This is a genomic window from Flectobacillus major DSM 103, from assembly GCF_000427405.1.
GTDB lineage: Bacteria > Bacteroidota > Bacteroidia > Cytophagales > Spirosomataceae > Flectobacillus > Flectobacillus major.
In genome coordinates, this window is sequence record NZ_KE386491.1 from 3,600,899 (window position 1) to 3,620,406 (window position 19,508).

14 protein-coding genes are annotated in these 19,508 nt (G+C 36.9%); 4 read left to right on the forward strand and 10 right to left on the reverse strand.

Annotated features, from left to right (window positions below; genetic code table 11):
• Positions 1–527: 527 nt before the first annotated feature.
• The 4 genes from FLEMA_RS0134095 to FLEMA_RS71195 form a co-directional block, all read right to left on the reverse strand.
• Positions 528–3,173, reverse strand: a complete 2,646-nt coding sequence (locus tag FLEMA_RS0134095; RefSeq protein WP_081681345.1) for a carboxypeptidase-like regulatory domain-containing protein — start codon at positions 3,171–3,173, stop codon at positions 528–530.
• 8 nt (positions 3,174–3,181) lie between these two features.
• Complete coding sequence (locus FLEMA_RS76210; RefSeq protein WP_159102704.1) at positions 3,182–3,991, reverse strand: GLPGLI family protein; 810 nt, start codon at positions 3,989–3,991, stop codon at positions 3,182–3,184.
• A gap of 592 nt (positions 3,992–4,583) precedes the next feature.
• Positions 4,584–5,219: a response regulator transcription factor gene (locus FLEMA_RS76215; protein WP_052354157.1), complete on the reverse strand. Its 636-nt coding sequence runs from the start codon at positions 5,217–5,219 to the stop codon at positions 4,584–4,586.
• 877 nt (positions 5,220–6,096) lie between these two features.
• Positions 6,097–6,672, reverse strand: a complete 576-nt coding sequence (locus FLEMA_RS71195; RefSeq protein ID WP_044172367.1) for a peroxiredoxin-like family protein — start codon at positions 6,670–6,672, stop codon at positions 6,097–6,099.
• Between the two features lie 215 nt (positions 6,673–6,887).
• Here FLEMA_RS71195 and glyA point away from each other — a divergent pair, with 215 nt between their 5' ends.
• From glyA to FLEMA_RS71210, 3 genes are all read left to right on the forward strand, one after another.
• Positions 6,888–8,180 (forward strand): serine hydroxymethyltransferase, encoded by a 1,293-nt coding sequence (gene glyA, locus FLEMA_RS71200; protein WP_044172369.1) that lies wholly within the window; start codon positions 6,888–6,890, stop codon positions 8,178–8,180.
• Between the two features lie 192 nt (positions 8,181–8,372).
• Positions 8,373–9,224, forward strand: coding sequence for a twin-arginine translocase subunit TatC (tatC, locus tag FLEMA_RS71205; RefSeq protein WP_044172372.1), 852 nt, complete (start codon positions 8,373–8,375; stop codon positions 9,222–9,224).
• A gap of 158 nt (positions 9,225–9,382) precedes the next feature.
• Entirely contained in the window at positions 9,383–13,321 is a 3,939-nt protein-coding gene (locus FLEMA_RS71210; RefSeq protein WP_044172375.1) for a S8 family serine peptidase, read from the forward strand.
• 117 nt (positions 13,322–13,438) lie between these two features.
• Here FLEMA_RS71210 and FLEMA_RS0134330 read toward each other — a convergent pair whose 3' ends face one another.
• Positions 13,439–15,199 (reverse strand): discoidin domain-containing protein, encoded by a 1,761-nt coding sequence (locus tag FLEMA_RS0134330; RefSeq protein WP_144080126.1) that lies wholly within the window; start codon positions 15,197–15,199, stop codon positions 13,439–13,441.
• Between the two features lie 384 nt (positions 15,200–15,583).
• Here FLEMA_RS0134330 and FLEMA_RS71215 point away from each other — a divergent pair, with 384 nt between their 5' ends.
• Entirely contained in the window at positions 15,584–16,024 is a 441-nt protein-coding gene (locus FLEMA_RS71215; RefSeq protein WP_144080127.1) for a hypothetical protein, read from the forward strand.
• A 46-nt stretch (positions 16,025–16,070) separates the two neighbouring features.
• Here FLEMA_RS71215 and FLEMA_RS71220 read toward each other — a convergent pair whose 3' ends face one another.
• Genes FLEMA_RS71220 through FLEMA_RS0134380 form a run of 5 tightly spaced genes read right to left on the reverse strand, consistent with a single transcriptional unit; the run spans position 16,071 to position 19,180 of the window.
• Positions 16,071–16,325 (reverse strand): DUF1456 family protein, encoded by a 255-nt coding sequence (locus tag FLEMA_RS71220; RefSeq protein ID WP_044172381.1) that lies wholly within the window; start codon positions 16,323–16,325, stop codon positions 16,071–16,073.
• 23 nt (positions 16,326–16,348) lie between these two features.
• Entirely contained in the window at positions 16,349–16,693 is a 345-nt protein-coding gene (gene rbp / locus FLEMA_RS0134360; protein WP_026997875.1) for an RNA-binding regulator, read from the reverse strand.
• A gap of 29 nt (positions 16,694–16,722) precedes the next feature.
• On the reverse strand, positions 16,723–17,634 hold the full coding sequence (locus FLEMA_RS0134370; RefSeq protein WP_026997876.1) for an RluA family pseudouridine synthase: 912 nt from the start codon (positions 17,632–17,634) through the stop codon (positions 16,723–16,725).
• Positions 17,621–17,875 carry a VF530 family protein gene (locus FLEMA_RS0134375; protein WP_026996496.1) on the reverse strand — a complete coding sequence of 85 codons (255 nt, stop codon included), beginning with the start codon at positions 17,873–17,875 and terminating at the stop codon, positions 17,621–17,623. Before FLEMA_RS0134375 ends, FLEMA_RS0134370 begins: the two co-directional genes overlap by 14 nt.
• 57 nt (positions 17,876–17,932) lie before the next feature.
• Positions 17,933–19,180 (reverse strand): Nramp family divalent metal transporter, encoded by a 1,248-nt coding sequence (locus tag FLEMA_RS0134380; protein WP_026997877.1) that lies wholly within the window; start codon positions 19,178–19,180, stop codon positions 17,933–17,935.
• Positions 19,181–19,508 lie beyond the last annotated feature (328 nt).

Below are 19,508 nucleotides of genomic sequence, written 5' to 3' on the forward strand. Positions count from 1 at the left end.
GAGCTAATTGCTAAAGTGCCTTAGATATAAAAATTTTTATTTGTTGTATCTAAGGCACTTTTACCTTACTTACATTAATATTCTTTAATTATCAGTCAGTTTGTCACTGACACGATGAAGTCATCTTGACTTTTGTAGCACCATGAAAAGGTTGCTAATATTTGTTTTGCGAACCATACCAAGAAACTTTTTTATATACCACGTACTCGGCAAAGATATAATAGACTCAGCAAAAATTGGTCACTTAGCTGTAAAAAGACGAGGGTTTAAACCACAAAACCACCTTTGTGAGAGCATTAACTGCATTCTTTATAAATTAAAGACTGCCAACCGCATTGTGGGGTTCAATGGTATTTACTACCTACCAAAAGCTTATTCATTACTCATAAATAGTACATCAACTGCAATATTAGCATGAATAGAGAGTTTATTACATACAACGCTTTCAGGTTGGATAGGGTTTAACATTATCGCATTAATTGTGATAGCAATTAAGTAAATTAAAAGCCCAGATGACCCATAATTTATCAAAGCGTAAAAATCAGTTTTGTCCATATCTGTCTCGGACGAAGTCTAAAATTAGTGGATATAAACGAATTATCTGAAAAGCTCAAAGTCTGAAAATTCATTTCATTAGTTAAGTTTTGAAAGAATAAACTCAAATCAACATTTCCTTTTTTAAAATGATAATTTGCCACACAATCCATCAAAAAATAACGCTGAAGTTGATTTTGCTCATCGTCAATTTGATATTTATTGGCTTCAATACCAAAAGTTAGATTTGGGGAAGGAAGAAAGTCAATCTTAGTTTTGAAGTTTAATTGCTCAAAGGTATTTCTAGTATTCAGTGTTTCTGTTTTAACAGAATTCGATGAATGTATAGCGTTAACATCAAATTGTAGCCGAAGCCATTTCTTTGGATTTGAATTTATAATCAACGCTATAATATTGCTCTTATTTTCAATTTTTGCGGGCTGATTATTAGAAAATAGTCTTACAGAATTTCTTACTTCGTTACTATTACTAATGGTTAATTTAGTTTTTATGGTATGAAAATATTTACTGGTTTGTAAAAATCCATTGAAATTTTGGGTTGTATTATCGGATGCAATTCTAACCTGTTTGATATAAATTCCATCATTGGTTTGTTCTTTTAAAAGATTGCTCTGAACTTCTCCGAATCCAATAACGGCATTCATAAACCAGAAGTGAATCATATTTTTAAAATTCAACCTTAAACTTACAGAGTGTCGTTGGTTATCAGGAATTTGCCCTACGTTTCGTTCAATATTTCGATAATTTGTCAATAAAAAAGACTTATAAAAGTCATCTATTTCAGCGATGTTATACTTGAAATTATACTTAAAAGTGGTACTCCATTTCGCAGAAAAAATATAGGTCATAGAGAGATTTGGCTCAATAACAAAACGATTCTTCTCAAGATTTAACCAGTTTATAGAACTCACAGGCAAAGCAAAGTTAATTTTTAAGTTCTCCTTATTTACAGTATAGCCCATCTCACCAAATACTCGCCAGTAGGAAAGACTTTGATTATTTGAAAGTAGAGAAGAATCTCCAATGAGTTTCGCAGAAGAAAATCCCGATAAATTTGAAAATAGGCTTTGGTCCGAATATTCAGCTCCTATTTTAGTATTTAGTTTCAACTTTTTGTTAGCTAAAAAATTGGTATAAAAACTGAAAAAAGACTTTCTTAATCTTAAATCTTGCAAGGTATTTTGTTTCAAGGTTTGATTGTTTGAAAGGACATTCAAGTTCTGAGGAGAATTCAAATAATAACCCAATGCCTTAAATTCAATTATATTACCCGATGCGGATTTCTGCTGGATTTTCAATTCATCCGAAATCCATTGGGTATCGTATTGGTTTTGTTGATTTATGTTTTGCGTTTTTCCAAGGTTATCATTTTCTAGGATGCCTTCAGCATTTTGCCAACCCGCTTTTACAAACAATTTATTGCTGAAGTAATAGTTAGGCTGATTAGCTATGGTTGATAAAGTACCCTCTAACTGATTAATATTCTTTATATTATTTTGCTTTTCTGTAACCAAAAGTGTATCATTTCCCAAAAAGTATCGACTTTCAAGCCAGCCTTGATTTGCCTGTTTATCCTTCAAATACTCAATGTTTAAAACTATATCATATTTTTTTTTGAGCGTCCAAAGATTTTTGGATGTGAAAAGGCGACTCTGATTAAAGTTTAAATATTTTTGATTGACAGGTGGCTTACTAAATTCAATAATTGATAAAAGCGGATGCAAAACCTTTTGAAATAAATACTGTGGACTTACATCTATCAAGTCTTCAATCGTAAGAGATTGCGTTGATGAAAGTAAATCAGTTCCAACGTTATTGTTTTTAATAACACTAAAGGACTGGTTATTTTTTGTAATCTTGATTAGATTTAAGCTATTATCGTACAGAACATTTTCTTCATCAAAACCACCACCAAAATGTGCCGTTTTTATCCATTTTGCTTTTACAGATTCTTTAAAAATAACATTCATCCCCGCTTTGGGGGAATAAACTATATCTTTCAGCACACTTATAGGCTGATGATTTTCAAGAATTTCAACCCGTTCAATATCTTGCCAACGGAAATTGTCATTGGCAATTTTATACTTCCCTTCAAACAAGTCCTTGCCTTCAGTATAATATTTATTGATGGGTTCGCCATTGTATTTTATCGTTCCATTTTCGCTGAGTTCAATACCTGGGAGTTTTTTAAGAACATCACCTAAACTTCGGTCTGTATTATTTCCAAATTGTTTAATATCATAAGCAATAGTATCGTGACTGATGCGGACAGGAGGAGTTTTCACAATCACTTCTTTTAGTTCGATTGCTTGCGGAGTGAGGATAAAATCTTGAATTAAATTGTTTTTTTTAATGATTCTTTCTTGCGTAGCAAAGCCCATAGAAGCCACTACAAGCTTAATGGTGTCAGATAAAAAAGGCTTATCAAATCGAAATTGTCCCTTTGAGTCAGTAATGGCAAAGGACTGAATAATATCTTTTGGGGACTTGTACGCCCTAATACTTACCCCTTGAAGAGGATGCTGTTGAGAATCCATAACACGACCCGACAGCAACTGAGAAAACCCCGAAAAATGTAATAATGTTGATAAAAACGCTACAGTACTTATCTTCTTCATCCAACCTATTATTTCTCAGTAAGTTCCATTGGATTATATGAACGTTTGGGTAAACTTGTGGGGAGGGATTCAAACGTAAAGCCATTTCGACCATCACTTAAAAACGGTAATGGATCTTCATTAAATTGCTTTCTTAATTTTAAATATTCTTCTCTTGATACTTTTTGTATTTTACTATTAGAAGAAATTAAAATATCTCTATTTATTTTTTCGATTCCAATACACGAAAAACTATAGTGCCCCTTACTTTCTTCAACTTTTAATATTAGCCCGGGTAAACCTGTAAATTTCCAAGGTCCTTCACTAATATTAATTTCTGGGGTAAACCATGCTTCATAACTACGTCCCCTAAACTGGCAAATTGCCTTTTGACAAATGTAATTCAAAACTCGCAAAGTATCTTCTTTAATTTCCCAACTGATATTAGGTACAGGTTCTAGATAGGAGTAATTAAATATTCCTAAATTTTCAAAAGTAGTTAATTGCTTGGTGTCAGTATTTTTGAGAATAACCCTATCTTTTCCTCTTCTATTTTTGGGGATATTTAACTGGCTCAAATCAAACATCCCCGTTTTTTTTACTTGTTCCTCCAAGTTTTTTTTTGTTTCTGCAAGTGAAATACTATAAAACCTACTTTGCATTTTGCCTATTTCTAAGCCCATTACATCATAGTTTTTTTTCGATAAATCTGTGGTATCTGCAACAGACGTTTCATTATATCTAACCATTAAGTATGCTTTATCTACGATTGTTTGAGCAAAACAAGAAGTAGAAACATTAAAGCAAACAAATAGTGAAATTGAAAATGATAATTTCATGATTGTATTCATAAAAATTTGGAGCATTTTTAAAAAGATATAATAAATTCCTTATTGCATTTATTATATCTTTTCGGATTAGAAAATACTACCCCACAAAGATATGCGTCTGCGTTGAGTGTCTTAGTCAATATAAGGTAGATTTGTCAAACATCGAAGCTTATGATTCACAAGTAGCCGCCTCTGCCACGAGTATCTTATCAATTATTTCTTGCAAAGTGTCCCCACAAGCCCATCCTCTAGGACCACAAGAAAGAGTTACTGAAACACATGAAACTACTTTCGCAGATTGCTTACTTTGTCTGTGATGTACTGTTTTTGTATTTAATTTTTTAGACTTAATCGCCTTTACATTAGATTTTGCCATTGTCCCAAAAGACAATAAAACAGTACAAATAACACTTAGAATTAACTTTTTTTTAATATCTTTTGTTAAGTTTTAATTATGAAAAGATTAAGACCTATAAGCCCCATCAGGTCATCAAACTACGGTGGGGTTTACTTATTCAAAGGTATGAAGGTTTCTTCTGTAATATCAACTAGTACTGCTACTGAAATTACGTAAGTAAGAGTACTGAAATTTCAACTAATGTCAATATTTTAGTACTCTTACTAAATATTGTGCTATACCTATTAATGTATATTTAGAAGGTAATTGTAGTTTTTTACGAATAGAAAGCCTGTGAGATTCTACTGTCCTTGGGGAAATAAATAGCTTCATAGCAATTTCAGTTGTCATACTCCCTTCTGCAACTAATACTAAAACTCTCATTTCCGCTTCACTCAAAATTGAACTATTTTTTACCGCTGTTCTCAAAACTTCAGTTGGAAAATTTTCAAAGCTTTGGTTGTTCATACCCACTAAAATAAGAGCCTTTCGAGTGGCTTGTTCAAAACGTTCAGGTAACACTGGTTTTTGTAGATAATCTACAGCGCTAAATTGTATTGCTTCAATGATTCTTTCGACATAAGCAGAAATAAAAATAACCTGTGTTTGCTCATGAAAACGTAAACTCTCATATAAATCAATACCCGATAGCCTCGGCATATTAATGTCGGTAATCAATAAATCAGTAGGAGATTTAAGAAGATAAGCTAATGCTTCAAGTGGATTAATGAAAGTCGCTTTTAGCTCCAAATAAGGAATTTGATTTATGTAGTGGATAAGTATATCTAAGTTAGACTGTTCATCATCCACAAGAACACAGGTGAGAATTTTAGGTGTCATTTTCTTTAATTTTGTAGATTTTCAAACAAAAATAATAAAATTATACATTTCAAAAATACAATACTTTTTCTTAGAAACCCTGACAACTATTATTTGGTGCGTTTATTTAATGAAATTCATCACTGGTTCAAGTCTGTGACTTTGACCTATTCTTTCAAAAGTTTACAACTTTAGTATTCTTTAATGACCATCTAGTTCCTCACCAACACTATGTGATGATAGGGACAAAAAAACAAACTTTAGTGCCTACAACCTACTAACATAAATTTAACTTCTACAAAAACATGAAAAAGTACTTTTAGCTTTTCGCCTTCTTATCTTAATTTTTTGTCATCAGGAATTTTACCTTACAGAGGGTCTGGGGTTTTGATATTGATGAAAACTTTTTAAGTATTGCCTCCTATAGAGTACATGCACCATTTCGTGCGAGTTTACATAAAATTACGATTGTAAGGATATCAGGAAAATGAAGCCTTACTATCCATTACAAACTCTTATAATAAGTCCTCTTGCTATGATAGAAAAGAAGAGTGGGATAACTCTGAAACGTTAACTCCATTTATAGCCCTAAAAAAGGCAAAGTCGGAAAAAAAATTATCGCAGAAGACAGCTCAGCACCAATAGAACTCTACAATATTGTACTAATAGCTCAAGATGCACTTAAAGCTCTTAACAAGGGAGTTCCACTAGAGAAATTATATATCCGAGTAGAACTCTATCAATATAAAATTCCATTATTCTTGTAACTCTTTCTCAAAGTGTCATATATATAATAGAGTCATATTTGATTTTTCAGTTATATCTATGACGCTTTTGATATGAAAATACATCCTAACTACCAAGTATATATCAGTCGTCAGAATGTATTTTCCTCAACCTACAAACTTCCCAAAATATCCTTGATAGCGGCTCTTTCCTTGTAGTTTTCGTCAAAATGCACAAAGGTTATTTTGCCAGACTGGTCAATCACATACGTAGCAGGTACGGGCAATTGCCAATCGCCCTGTATTTTGGCCAAATCTAATCCATAGCCCTTATATTTCTGTTGATTGGGTGTTGTCATCGTGTACAATACATTCCAATCTTTCATAATTTGGCGGTCTTTGTCATAAATAATCGAAAAAGACGCTTTAGTTTTTTCTACAGCCTTCCCAATAGCCTCCTCTGGCTCAGGCGTAATGGCAATAACCCGAACCCCTTTTTTCTCAAATTCGGGCAAAGCCTCCTCTAGTTGGCTCATGTATTTGTTACAATAAGGACACCACGCCCCTCGATAAAACATCACTACTACTTTACCCTTGGCCAAAAGCTTGGGCAGGCTAATAGAATTGCCTTTGTGGTCGTTTCCAGAAAGAGCTGGAGCTTGCTGCCCAACCTTCAGAGCTTGTGGCTCACCTTGTGCTTTTACTAACAAACTACTGATAGTCAGGCACATCAAAAATAAAAACTTCATATAGATTTTCGGTTTAAATAAATTTGAAACAAAGATGAAATATTAAAAATTATGAAAATGTAATTTGGCTGACAAATGAAAAAATGTTTTTACAATCCATTTTTTAAGAGTATTTTTACTGAGTAAATACAAAAAAGCACAGGGTTTTATCATTATTTAATGATTAATTAATACAAAACCCTTGCATACACAATCACTCAATCACAATTTGCGAAATGGCAACAGCAACTTTCACGCTCGAAAGAGATACTGAAATTTTCAATTTGATTAACCAAGAAGCACACCGCCAAGAATTTGGTATTGAACTTATTGCTTCAGAAAACTTCACATCAAAACAAGTAATGGAAGCACAAGGCTCTGTGCTTACAAACAAATATGCAGAGGGTCTTCCGGGCAAACGTTACTATGGTGGCTGTGAAGTAGTTGACCAAATCGAAACTATCGCTATCGAACGTGCCAAAGCTCTTTTTGGTGCTTCATGGGCCAACGTGCAGCCACACTCTGGTGCACAAGCTAATGCAGCTGTATTTTTGTCTTTCTTGAACCCAGGCGACAAAATCCTTGGTTTCAACTTAGCACATGGTGGTCACCTTTCACACGGCTCACCAGTGAATTTTTCAGGTAAATATTTCCAACCATTTTTTTATGGTGTAGAGGAAGAAACAGGTTTGATTGATTGGGATAAAGTAGAAGCAACAGCATTGAAAGAGCGTCCAAGATTAATTATCTGTGGAGCCTCTGCTTATTCTCGTGATTGGGATTATGCTCGTTTGCGTACTATTGCCGACCAAGTTGGAGCGTTGTTATTGGCCGATATTTCTCACCCTTCTGCATTGATTGCAAAAGGCTTGTTGAACAACCCAATGCAGCATTGTCATATCGTAACTACTACAACCCACAAAACTTTGCGTGGCCCTCGTGGTGGTTTGATTATGATGGGACAAGATTTTGAAAACCCTTTTGGATTTACGACATTGAAAGGTGATTTGAAAATGATGTCAGCTTGTTTGGACGGTGCTGTATTCCCAGGAACACAAGGTGGCCCATTAGAGCACGTAATTGCAGCCAAAGCTGTAGCTTTTGGCGAGGCATTGACCGACGACTTCCAAGCTTATGCTGAACAAGTGAAGAAAAACGCCTTGGTAATGGCTCAAGCATTTGTTGACAAAGGATACAAAATTATTTCGGGTGGTACAGACAACCACTTGATGTTGATTGACCTTCGTCCAAAAGGATTGACTGGTAAATTGGCCGAAAATACATTGGTTAAAGCAGACATTACTATCAACAAAAACATGGTACCATTCGACGACAAATCGCCGTTTGTTACTTCGGGTATGCGTGTTGGTACTGCTGCAATGACTACACGTGGTATGAAAGAAGCAGAAATGTTACATATCGTTGAGCTTATCGATAGCGTATTGATGAACCACGATAACGAAACATTTATCTCTTCTGTAAAAACAGAAGTAAATAAGTGGGTAGAAAATTTCCCTCTTTACAGATAGTATCAAACTGTTGGTAAAAGGTAATAACACATAGCCATAAAAAACCCTGACAACTACAGACGCTGTCAGGGTTTTTTGCGTTTTTCATGTAACTTTGTAAGCAAGCAACAAGCAATAGGCTTTGAGCTGTCGGCTAAAAGTATTATACCTATTGTAGGTACAGCCCTTATAAATCTAATCATTAACTAAAGAATGGCACTAGACCAAGAATTTGACGAGGAATTAGAAGAAGGAATTGAAGGTACAGAAATGACCTTTATTGAACATTTAGAGGAACTTCGTTGGCATATAATCCGTTCGCTCGGCTCTATTTTAATATTTACGATTGCGGCATGGATATACCGTACAGAAATATTTGGTGGTATTATTATGGCTCCAGCCAAATCTGATTTCTGGACCAATCAAGTACTTTGCAAGATTGCCGATGCTACAGGAATGGAAGGATTGTGCTTCAGACAAGCCAATTTTATCTTACAAAGCCGTGAAGTTTCTGGACAATTTATGATGGCTCTGACCCAATCTATCATTGTTGGTCTGCTATTTGCTTTTCCGTATTTCTTCTGGGAAGTTTGGCGTTTTATCAAACCAGGCTTAAAAGACACCGAAAAGAAAGCGGCTCGTGGGGCTGTTTTCTGGGTATCGCTTTTGTTTTTTATGGGCGTTAGCTTTGGGTATTTTATTGTAGCTCCAATGGCTATCAACTTTTTGGCTAATTTCAAATTGGACGAAAGTATTCAAAACCAATTTGACATCAACGACTATATTTCGTTGTTATCAATGTTGACCTTGGCTTGTGGGCTTACTTTTCAATTACCTATGATTTCGTTTGTACTTTCACGCATTGGTATTTTAACACCGTCGTTCATGCGTGAATACCGCCGCCATGCCCTTATTGTTATCTTGATTGTGGCTGCTATTATTACGCCATCGCCCGATATTATTTCACAATTATTGGTAGCAACCCCTCTCTTTGGTTTGTACGAAATTAGTATTTGGGTGTCGTCGAGTGTCAATAAGCAACGTGAAAAAGAAATGATGGAATAACTTTTCTTCTTGTAAAGTTTTCAACGCAATCGTTCAACACGATTGCGTTTTTTTTTAACAAAGCTTTTACGCAACGTTTCCCACAATTATTCTGTCATAAAATAGAAACACAATCCACTATGTATCGTTAATCCTGTATCACAACAAATGACCCTCTTATGAAAAAAATAATAACGCTATGCTGTGTTCTACTTGGTAATGTAATTTTCGCACAAAATAAAGCTTTATACTCGGCCAATGAGCAACAGGCAATCCAAGTAATGTCAAAAGAAATTGCGAAAAAACAAAGCGATAATTATGACAAAGCCTTGGCTGTAGCTCAGAAGAAAAATTGGCAGATTTCTGGCGAATATAAAGACGGACGACGATTTCAATTAAAGGGTATTGACGATACAGGGCAACCACTCTATTTGATTACCCATAGCAATGCCAAGTCGAGTGCTGCCTCAAGAACCAACACCCTTTACAGTGGCGGTAGCCTTGGACTCAACCTCAATGGTGGTAGTTCTTTTATGACAGGTAAATTGGGTATATGGGACGGCGGACGTGTCTATGCTAGCCATGTCGAGCTAGTCAACCGTGTTAGCCAACAAGATAACCCTACATCTACCGACCAGCACGCCACACACGTTTCGGGAACGATGATTGCCTCTGGGATTTCGGCTCAAGCCAAGGGTATGGCCTTTGGGGCTAGCCTCAAAGCATGGGACTATAACAACGATAATACCGAAATGGCTAATGCTGCCACGGGTCTTCTGGTTTCAAACCACTCTTACGGTTATTTGGCAGGCTGGAATTATGATTCTTCTATTAGCAAATGGCGTTGGATGGGCAATACCAGTATCAATACTTTTGAAGATTATAAGTTTGGCTTTTACGATACAGAAACCCAAACTTGGGATAGAATTTCGTATAATGCTCCTTATTACCTTATCGTAAAGTCGGCGGGCAATAACCGTGGCGAAACAGGGCCTACCAGTACAAGCGAAGTATATTATATTGGAAATGGAAGCGATACCAGTACCGTAGCTCGTAGCAAAAACAACAGCTATGATATTATATCAACAACAGGTAATGCCAAAAATATATTGACTGTTGGGGCTGTTAATACACTTGATAGCCCTCCTACACAGGCTTCTGATATAAAAATTTCGAGCTTTAGTAGTTGGGGGCCTACCGACGACGGTCGTATCAAACCAGACATTGTTGGGGTTGGGGTTAATATTTTTTCTACCTCCAACACTTCTACCACAAGTTATACTACCCTTAGTGGTACGTCGATGTCTAGTCCACATGTAGCGGGTAGCTTATTTTTACTTCAAGAGCTTTATGCCCAACAAAATGATGGGCTATTTATGCGGTCGGCAACCCTAAAAGGGCTTGCTATTCATACAGCCGAAGATGCGGGCAATGCGGGGCCTGATTATATTTATGGCTGGGGATTACTCAATATGGAAAAGGCGGCTATCGCTATTCTGAATAAAGATTTTACCCATTCTATCACAGAACGAACTTTAGCTCAAGGAGGTAGTTTTGCACAAAAGGTGGTGGCCTCTGGCAAGGGTGCTCTTCGTGCTACTATTAGCTGGACAGACCCCGCTGCTACAGCTTCGTCGGTTACGGTGGCTAACTTTAATAATAGAACCCCAAAACTGGTAAATGACCTAGATATACGCATCTCAGACGATGAAACCAATACCTTCTTGCCATTTGTGTTGAACCCCGACAAACCAAGTGATGTAGCTACCAATGGTGATAATATCAGAGACAACATTGAACAAATTTTAATACCCAACCCTATTCCAGGAAAAACTTATACCATAACTATTTCACACAAAGGAACTCTTACCAATAGCTCACAAAACTACTCGTTGATTATTAGTGGCCTTGGCGGAAAATCTTACTGTGCAATTACGCCAAGCACTGCCGCAGATTATTTAGATACGCTGAACTTAGGTACAAATAGTGTTTCGACAGGACAAATTGTACAGCTCGACATCAAATTTAAAGATACGTCTAGCAAAAATATCAGAGCATTTGTTGACTGGAATCTTGATGGTGATTTTGACGATACCAACGAAAGTATTTTAAGCCTTCAAGGATATACTTCAAGCACATACTCGGGTAAGGTGACAATTCCACAAGGAATAGAAATCGGAAATACTACTATTCTGAGGGTAATTTGTAGCGATGCTAACAGTACAATAGCCTCAAGCTGTGGAACTATTGCCAAAGGTGAAGTAATGGAAATACCACTAAAGATTGTTCGTCCTATGTACGATTTAGCAGTTTCAGAACTTATATCGCCCGAATCAACCTTATTTTGTAGTAATACAGCCTACAATCAAGTAAGTGTGAGTATCAGAAACATTGGTTCAGAAAACATTAGTAATATTCCTATTACCGTAAAAGTAGCAAATAGTAGTGGTACTGTTGTGGCTACCTTAAATGGTACATATTCAGGAACATTAAGTTCGCTACAATCAGGTACGGCAGTACTCAGTGGTACATTTAATACTATAGCTGGCGAAACTTATACCTTTGCCACAGAAGCAACCCTAAGCACCGACCAAGATAATAGTAATAATGTAGCAACCTTTAGTAGAAAAGTAGCCAGTCCTGTAGCACCCTCTGCTCAGGCAGTGCTGTGCGAAGGAGCTAGCAGCTTAGTTATTAAGTCGTCTAGTTCGTCGTCGTTGTTATGGTACGATCAGCTTTTGGGAGGGAATCTGTTATTTACAGGTGGTAGTGGCAGTTTTACGACACCCACCAACACCCAAAAGGTATATGTAACCTCTGGCGATTTATCGGGTAGTATAGGAGCCAAAAGTAAATATACTTTTGGAGGAGGCACGTACTATGATTCATTTGGCCCAGAAATTATCATGACTACCCAGCTTCCTATTGTACTAAAAAGTGCCAGAGTTTACGTAGGAACTGCTGGTACTATCAAATTTAGTGTAACTCGTATGTCGGACGGTACACCTATTTCGTCGGTGACGGTCAATGTAAATGCTACTCGTACTACAGCCAATAGTACCCGTAGCAATAACCAATTGATCGATGATAAAACCGACCAAGGTATCGTAATACCATTAAATTTGAAGATTCCAGAAGCAGGGACATACCTTATTTCACAAGATTGTACCGATGGAGCATCTATTTTTAGAAGTAATAAAAATGCAGATACTACCAAAACAGGAGATTTAGTGGGCTATCCTTTTGTGATTAATAGTGCAGTAAGCATTACTGGTGCATTGTATGAAGGCAGTACTATCAAAACAGGCTATTATTATTTATACGACATTGATGTTAGCTCGTTAGAATGCCCAAGCCCACGTGCCGAAGTAGCTATACAAACCATTACAGCCCCTCAAGTAAGTATTACGCCAACCAATACTGTTAGCTTTTGCCCCGATGCCACCGCCACACTAACGGCTTCGAGCAATAGCAACTATGCTTATCAATGGCTAAGAAATGGCACAAAAATCACAGGGGCTACTCGAAATACCTATACCATTAGTACAGCAGGAAGTTATAGTGTTAATGTAGTCGACAATGGCTTGTGTAGTGTAACGTCTTCGGCAGTTGTTGCAACTGCCCTAAGCCCTATTGCACCTGTATTAAGCTGGAGTGGTAGCAACCTTACATTACAGTCTGGCAATAGCCCTACATGGTATGTCAATGGTAATGAACTGGCTATAGCCAAAGGTTTGGCTAATATTGTGCCTATTCAGTCAGGATATTATAATGCTAAGGTTCTCGATGCCAACGGCTGTACGGCTTATTCAAATGGTGTTACAATTACAATTACGGCTGTTGAAGAAGAACCACTTTCGGACGGTATCGCCAAGGTATTTCCTAACCCTACTAGTGGAAAAATTACGGTAAAATTTCCGAACAGTACAGGACTAAAATCGGTACAGGCTCAGTTAATTAACTTTTTTGGAATGGTACTCGAAACCAAAGATTTAGAGAAACAAAGTGATGCCTATACAACCTCATTCGATTTAGCGTCATTAGGTGCAGGCAGCTATTTTGTCCGCATTACGGCCGATAATCAGGTAAAAGTATTAAAGGTTTCATTGAACCAATAAATTTTTCAAAAAGCTTTTAAGGATTCGAGAATATACACTAGTATTTTCTGATTAGCTAGTCCAGCTTCTTTATACCAAAGGCGTTATACCATTGCATAACGCCTTTGATTTGATATATTACTTATCTCCTATTACTCCGCTCAAAGCCGAAACACCATTTTCGTTAAAGGCCTCAATCGCATAAAAGTATTTTTGTCCTAAATTTAAAGCCCTTATTTGTAAGGCATTGGGCTGGTCGGCATATACCTGATAAGTTTGATATAATTTATCTTTTTCAATACCCCATCGAATATTATATCCAACAGCATTAGAAACTTTGTTCCATTGAATATCTACATTACGCTCATCTTTCTGTCTTTTTGCCTGCAATCCAGTAGGCATTTCGGGTAATTTGCCTAAACCGTTACCAAAAACACGGATTTCGCCAATAGCCAGATTTACAGCTTTTACATACGTATGTTCATATTTTAGGTATCGTCCCTTATATGGTTTTGTAAGCTCTATATAGGCACAAGCCCTATCTCGTTTGGGTTCTTGGCTAAGGTCGTGCAGAAGCTCCCATTTCTTACCATCTTTTGACCCCCAAAGCTTGAATTGAGTATACACCGACGAGTCAGAATCAAAGACATTATTTTTATAATCAATATAATTTACCTGTACAGCCCTGATTTCGGACTCATGTTGTAAATCGATACTAACCCATTCGCCAGCCTTATTTTGTTTGGCCACCCAAAAAGTTTGACGACCTTCATCGGTCAAATTTTTAGCTATATGAATCGTATCTTGAACCGATGAAACCGTAACAGGTTTTTGGTAAGACAATAGCATCCAGCCCGTAAACAAAGCATCTCTATCTTGCCATTTTTGGGTTGGCAAATAATGTGGCCAATCGCCAAAACGAGTATTTGAAAACATCTGTCCATCGGAATCAAAGCCCGCAGGAAACATCGAGATACGGCGTTCCATTGGCCAGTTTACCGCCAGCCAAGGTGTGCCAGTATTCCAGTAATTGCCATAATTGTCTTGGAAAGTATTGCCATGCCCCGCCCCTGTCATATACCCACCTGGGCGATACGAAATAGGATTGTAAGGAGCATACGTAAATGGCCCAAGGGGGTCGTCGCCAATATATGTACCATTGCCATAAACATTGTATTCAGTGCCAGGCCCTGCATATTGCAAATAGTATTTCCCTTTGTGTTTGGTCATCCAAGCACCTTCAATAAAAGGCTTTACCCAATCGGCATGGTCGGGGCCAAACCGCTCCCAGCCATGTTGATATGGATCTAAAAAAACCAAAGGTTTATAATCTGTTTTATCCTTATAAGTCAGTTTTTTACTTTTGTCAAGCTCTGCTCCAAAAATCGGGTATACATTCGACGACCCCCAATACATATACCATTTATCGGTATCAGGGTCATGAAATAAAGCAGGATCCCAGGGGCCAATATCTTTGGGTAATTGTGGCAACCACCGATTCAAAAATTTCAATTTCCCTTTTTCTGGCTCGGTCGAATAAAAAATAGGACGTTGCTGAAAGGTTGATTGAAATAAATAAAGTGTATCTCGTACAGACACCGCCGCAGGAGCACACATATCCTCCATTGGCCATTTGTCGGGCACAATATAGTTCCAGCTAAACAAATCTTTTGAATGCCACCAACCTCCTGAAATGGTTACAAATAAAAAATACTCGCCTTTGTGGTTAATAATTACAGGGTCGGCACCTGAACGATACGAAATATGTTCGTTCATCTGCTCAAAATTGTACCTATAACCAATATCAATAGGGTTACAGTACGTACTTGGTACTTTCTGAGCAAAACTTGTCCACTGTAACAACAGCAAAACAGCACTTAGTTGAAAGAGTTTCTTCATGTTATTCATAGAATTGATATAGGTAAGTAAGAACACCGAATCATGAATTCTGCCTTATGAACATAAACAACTAGTTATTAAGCAATTGCTATATTTATACCATTACTTAATTTACCTCAGTAGCATATTTCTAATCAAGCATTTACATTACCTTGTGAGAATTGTTTTATTTTTCTGCATACTAAATTATCAGGTATTTTGGAGTAAACCATATTTAGTCCATATAAGTCCTCATAAAAATAGAGGTTTATTGAAAAAATACCTTTCAATAGTTCCTTTTCCGAATATTTGGGTCTTGACCTTTTATCGTTTAAATTGCCTTTAAATCTACTCTTTCTTGCTACAGCCAAACTCTACCTATCATTTAAACCCAAGTTTATTGTAATGAAACCATTTAGAATATTAGTATTGCCTATTTTTTTTATTGCCTGTCAAAAAAACACTACTACCCAAGAATCCAGCACCAAGGGCAATTTATCGCTGAGAGATACACTTTGTTATGAACAAAAATTAGAAAAAGATCTTACTACCTTACAAATGTTTATACAAGGCGATAGTATTCATGGGAAATATAGTATCCAGCCATTTGAAAAAGATGGAGCAATTGGTACTGTAAAAGGAATCAGGAAAGGCTCGACTATGACGCTACTGTATACGTATGTTATTGAGGGAGCAACCCAAATTGAAGAAACCCAATGGAAAATTGAAGGGGAGAACGTAATACGAAAATGGGGCGAAATAGAAGATAAAAACGGCATACTGGTACTGAAATATCCAGAAAAAGCAATTTTTAATGATACCCTTTCAAAAGTATCTTGTCAATAACAGCATAGGGCTTACCTTATTGGCAAGCCCTATGTTATCATTTCGATTATTTATCAACTTTCTTCTCAGAACGAGGTTTCTCTGGGCGAGGGCCACGGAGGTGTATTACCAAGCCATTAAGAAAGTTACGGAGAATTTGGTCACCGCAAGGCTTATAATTGGGGTGGTCTTCACTTCTAAAAAATGCCCCCAATTCAGCTTTCGAGATATTAAAATCTACTAATTTGAGTATGGCTACAATTTCGTCATCACGCAGCTGTAGGGCTACTCTCAACTTTTTAAAAATATCATTATTTGACATATCTGTTCCTTAATTTTTCGTTGTTACCAACTATTGCCTCCACGTTTGTCTTTCTTGGGGCCATTGCCTATTCCCTTAAAGTACCCTCCATTCTTTTTAGGTTTGGTATCCTTTACACTTGTTTTGTATTTAGGAACAGACTTATTCACAATAAGCTTACGGCCATCGAGTTCTGACTCGTTCAAAGCCTGAATAGCCGCCAAAGCCTCTTCGTCGTTAGGCATTTCAACAAAGCCAAAACCTTTATTTTGACGAGTGATTTTATCAATTACAATTTTGGCTGAGCTTACCTCTCCATAAGCTTCAAACAATTCTTTCAGGCCAGCGTCTTTTAGTTTGAAAGGAAGACTTCCTACATAAATATCCATTTGTTTTTCTATTTCGTGTTAGTTGTTCTTTAAAATAATCCTGTAAATTTTTTCGGAATCGGTGTTTCAAAATGCAGCGATTCTTTCGTTACAGGGTGTACAAATGTAAGTACCCAAGCGTGCAAGCCCAACCTCTTGATAGGGTTGACCTTTGAGCCATATTTGGCATCGCCAATTACAGGATGCCCAAGGTCTTGCATGTGTACTCTTACTTGGTTTTTGCGACCCGTTTCGAGGGTTACTTTCACCAATGAATAATTGTTGTTTGATTTCAGGGTTTGATAATGTGTAATAGCCTTTTGCCCGTTATTGGGGTTTTGCGACGAATACACAATAAAAGCCTTACTTTCTACCAAATATGATTCTACCGTACCGTCGGATTGAGGTAATTTGCCTTCAGTAACAGCCAAATAGATACGTTCTTTGGTAGCATGCCAAGACTCTTGAAGGAGTTTTTGGACTTTTTCACTTTTGGCATACATCATCAAGCCCGAGGTTTCACGGTCAAGCCGATGTACCACAAAAATACGATTGGAAGGGTTTGTTTTTTTGACATGATTGCTCAGAATAGAATAAGCTGTAAGCTCTTTTTCTTTATCTGTCGAAATCGACAACATCCCTTCGTCTTTGTTAATAACAATCAGGTGTTGGTCTTCAAAAATAATACTCAGCCCTTTATAAGGTTTTTCCTGATATGCTTTTAATGTTTTGATAGTTACTTCTTGTCCCGGAATTAAAGGATGATTAAACTGTGTGGTGGCTCGGCCATCTACCAGCACTTGTTTATCTCGCAAAATAGTCTTGATATTTACCCTACTTTTATGGGGCATCTTGGCAATCAAAAACACCATTAATTCGGTATTTTCGGTTACTTGAAATAACAAATCCGAAGATTTGGTTGATTTATTGGGGGCTTTGGCAGCCCAGTTATTTGGTTTCATGGATGTTACTTTTACGCTCGATATCGACAAGGGTCTTCAGATATAATTCTTCTACTTTTTGTCTTGCCCAAGGAGTTTTGCGTAAAAACGCCAAACTAGACTTGATACTTGGGTCAAAGTTAAAGCAACGAATATCAATAAGTTGCCCTAATTGATTCCATCCAAAATAGGCTACCAAATGATTTAGCATCATTTCGAGGGTTACGCCATGTAGTGGGTTATTTGCTTGCTGATTAGACATAATACAAAGGTAGAATAATCTACTGGAAAAACAGCATGATTGTTGATGTGTACTCTGCTAAAAAGACCAATAGATAAGAGCTACTGCCGAAAATGCCATGACCAAAAAGGTTATGACACCAAAGAAATTTGACCAAAAGGTATTCACAAATCGCCCCATAATAAGCTTATTATTGCTAATATGAATAATTATGGCTATCAATACTGGAGCTGTAACACCATATAATACGGCAGTATAAATAAGTGCTTTGATGGGGCTAATTCCCATAAAATGAACAAGCAAGCCTACCAGTAAAGATACTATCAAGGTTATATAAAAACCTCTGGCCTCATGAAATTTCTTGTCGAGCCCCTCTTCCCAGCCAAAGGTTTCGGCCATCATATAACTCAACGAACCTGCCAAAACTGGAACAGCCAACAAGCCCGTTCCTATAACGCCAATCGCAAATAACAAATACGCCATGTCGCCAGCCAGTGGCTGCAAGGCTCGGGCGGCTTCTTCTACGGTTTGAACTTGAAAGATACCTGCATGATAAAGTACTGTTCCTGTTGTTAGAATAATAAAATAAAAGACAACATTGGTCAACAACATTCCCCATTTTACATCGCTTTGCATTGAATGAATCACTCGCTTGTCGACTATCAAATGTTTTTGATTTACTTCTTCGACCTCCATAGATGCCTGCCAAAAAAACAAGTAAGGCGAAATAGTAGTCCCTAAAATACCTACTAAGGCCAAAAAATAGTCGGATGAATATTCAATTTTAGGAATTATGGTGTCTATTAGCACTTGTGTCCACTGAATATTTGACAAAAAGGGTATAATAATATACCCAAACAACACAATACAAAGCCATTTGAGAATAAGTGCAATACGGCGATACGATAAATAAACTATCCCAAAAATCAATAATGCTGTGAAGGCAATTGAAAAGACAAATGGTGAGATTTGTGGAACAATCAAATGCCCGACTGCTCCCATGCCTGCAATATCAGCACCTATATTGAGGATTATCGACGGAAAACTGACGATTAAAATGAGGTACAGGATTTTTTTAGAATAATACTTTTTAATTGTCCCCATCAACCCATAACCAGTAGCAAGGCCAATTCTAGCACACATTTCTTGAATAGATACCATTAGGGGGTAGGTAAAAATAGCTGTCCAAAGCAATTTTGAACCAAACTGAGCCCCTGCTTGCGAATAGGTAGCAATTCCCGAAGGGTCGTCGTCGCTTGCTCCTGTAATAAGGCCAGGACCAAGCACCTGCCAGAATTTTAGTAGTTTTTTTGAGATTTTATTCATTAATGAGATTTTTTTTGATTGAATGTACACTTGCAAGCTTAATGGGAATGACATTTGTTAGATAGTACATCAGTAAAGTTTACAAAAAAATAATGAACTAATCAGTAATCCTTTACGTAAATTTGTGTGATTTATTCAACATATTTGTTCAACCCATTATTTCCTAATTTTATTCATGACTACCCTAAGGCCTATTGCTTCCAAGTTTTGGTTTAATCTCAAAACTAATTTGTATCACTCTCTTTTTTACAGTGTTCCATTCGGCATGTTTCTAACGACATGTAACTTCCTTTTTGAATTTGTTAAAAAAAGTTTTTTTGATTGGTCA

Coding starts and splice junctions, on each gene's coding strand:
- FLEMA_RS0134095 (WP_081681345.1), bottom strand. CDS start 3,173: ATGAAGAAGATAAGTACTGTAGCGTTTTTATCAACATTATTACATTTT.
- FLEMA_RS76210 (WP_159102704.1), bottom strand. CDS start 3,991: ATGAAATTATCATTTTCAATTTCACTATTTGTTTGCTTTAATGTTTCT.
- FLEMA_RS76215 (WP_052354157.1), bottom strand. CDS start 5,219: ATGACACCTAAAATTCTCACCTGTGTTCTTGTGGATGATGAACAGTCT.
- FLEMA_RS71195 (WP_044172367.1), bottom strand. CDS start 6,672: ATGAAGTTTTTATTTTTGATGTGCCTGACTATCAGTAGTTTGTTAGTA.
- glyA (WP_044172369.1), top strand. CDS start 6,888: ATGGCAACAGCAACTTTCACGCTCGAAAGAGATACTGAAATTTTCAAT.
- tatC (WP_044172372.1), top strand. CDS start 8,373: ATGGCACTAGACCAAGAATTTGACGAGGAATTAGAAGAAGGAATTGAA.
- FLEMA_RS71210 (WP_044172375.1), top strand. CDS start 9,383: ATGAAAAAAATAATAACGCTATGCTGTGTTCTACTTGGTAATGTAATT.
- FLEMA_RS0134330 (WP_144080126.1), bottom strand. CDS start 15,199: ATGAAGAAACTCTTTCAACTAAGTGCTGTTTTGCTGTTGTTACAGTGG.
- FLEMA_RS71215 (WP_144080127.1), top strand. CDS start 15,584: ATGAAACCATTTAGAATATTAGTATTGCCTATTTTTTTTATTGCCTGT.
- FLEMA_RS71220 (WP_044172381.1), bottom strand. CDS start 16,325: ATGTCAAATAATGATATTTTTAAAAAGTTGAGAGTAGCCCTACAGCTG.
- rbp (WP_026997875.1), bottom strand. CDS start 16,693: ATGGATATTTATGTAGGAAGTCTTCCTTTCAAACTAAAAGACGCTGGC.
- FLEMA_RS0134370 (WP_026997876.1), bottom strand. CDS start 17,634: ATGAAACCAAATAACTGGGCTGCCAAAGCCCCCAATAAATCAACCAAA.
- FLEMA_RS0134375 (WP_026996496.1), bottom strand. CDS start 17,875: ATGTCTAATCAGCAAGCAAATAACCCACTACATGGCGTAACCCTCGAA.
- FLEMA_RS0134380 (WP_026997877.1), bottom strand. CDS start 19,180: ATGAATAAAATCTCAAAAAAACTACTAAAATTCTGGCAGGTGCTTGGT.